General features: G+C 66.5%; 1 protein-coding gene. It reads left to right on the forward strand.

Annotated features, from left to right (window positions below; all coding sequences use genetic code 11):
- Positions 1–379, forward strand: a 379-nt coding sequence (gene rsmG / locus AC1DCP_RS26655) for a 16S rRNA (guanine(527)-N(7))-methyltransferase RsmG (protein WP_476774909.1), incomplete at both ends; no start/stop codon positions are given.

A 379-nucleotide genomic window follows, 5' to 3' on the forward strand; every position in this document is an offset into this window, starting at 1 on the left:
CCACGGATGTGGCCGAGCCGGCCCGGGGCAGGGTGCTCGACGTCGGCTCCGGCGGCGGCATGCCCGGGCTGCCGTTGGCGATTGCCTGTCCGGACGTGTCCGTGCTGATGGTCGACATCGTCCAGAAGAAGACCGCGTTCCTGACACAGTGCCGCGCACAGCTTGGGCTGTCCAACGCCGCCGCGCATTGGGGCCCGGTGGAGAAGCTCGAGGACGCCAGCGGCTATGCCGTGATCACGTCGCGGGCGTTCGCGGAGTTGAGCGATTTCGTGAGCCTGTCTGGCCAATTGCTGGCGCCGGGCGGGAAGCTGATCGCGATGAAGGGTATTTATCCACAGGCGGAGATCGATCGCATGGAAGCTGCTGGACTGATGGCGAC

The organism is Agrobacterium sp. 10T429 (genome assembly GCF_056393925.1).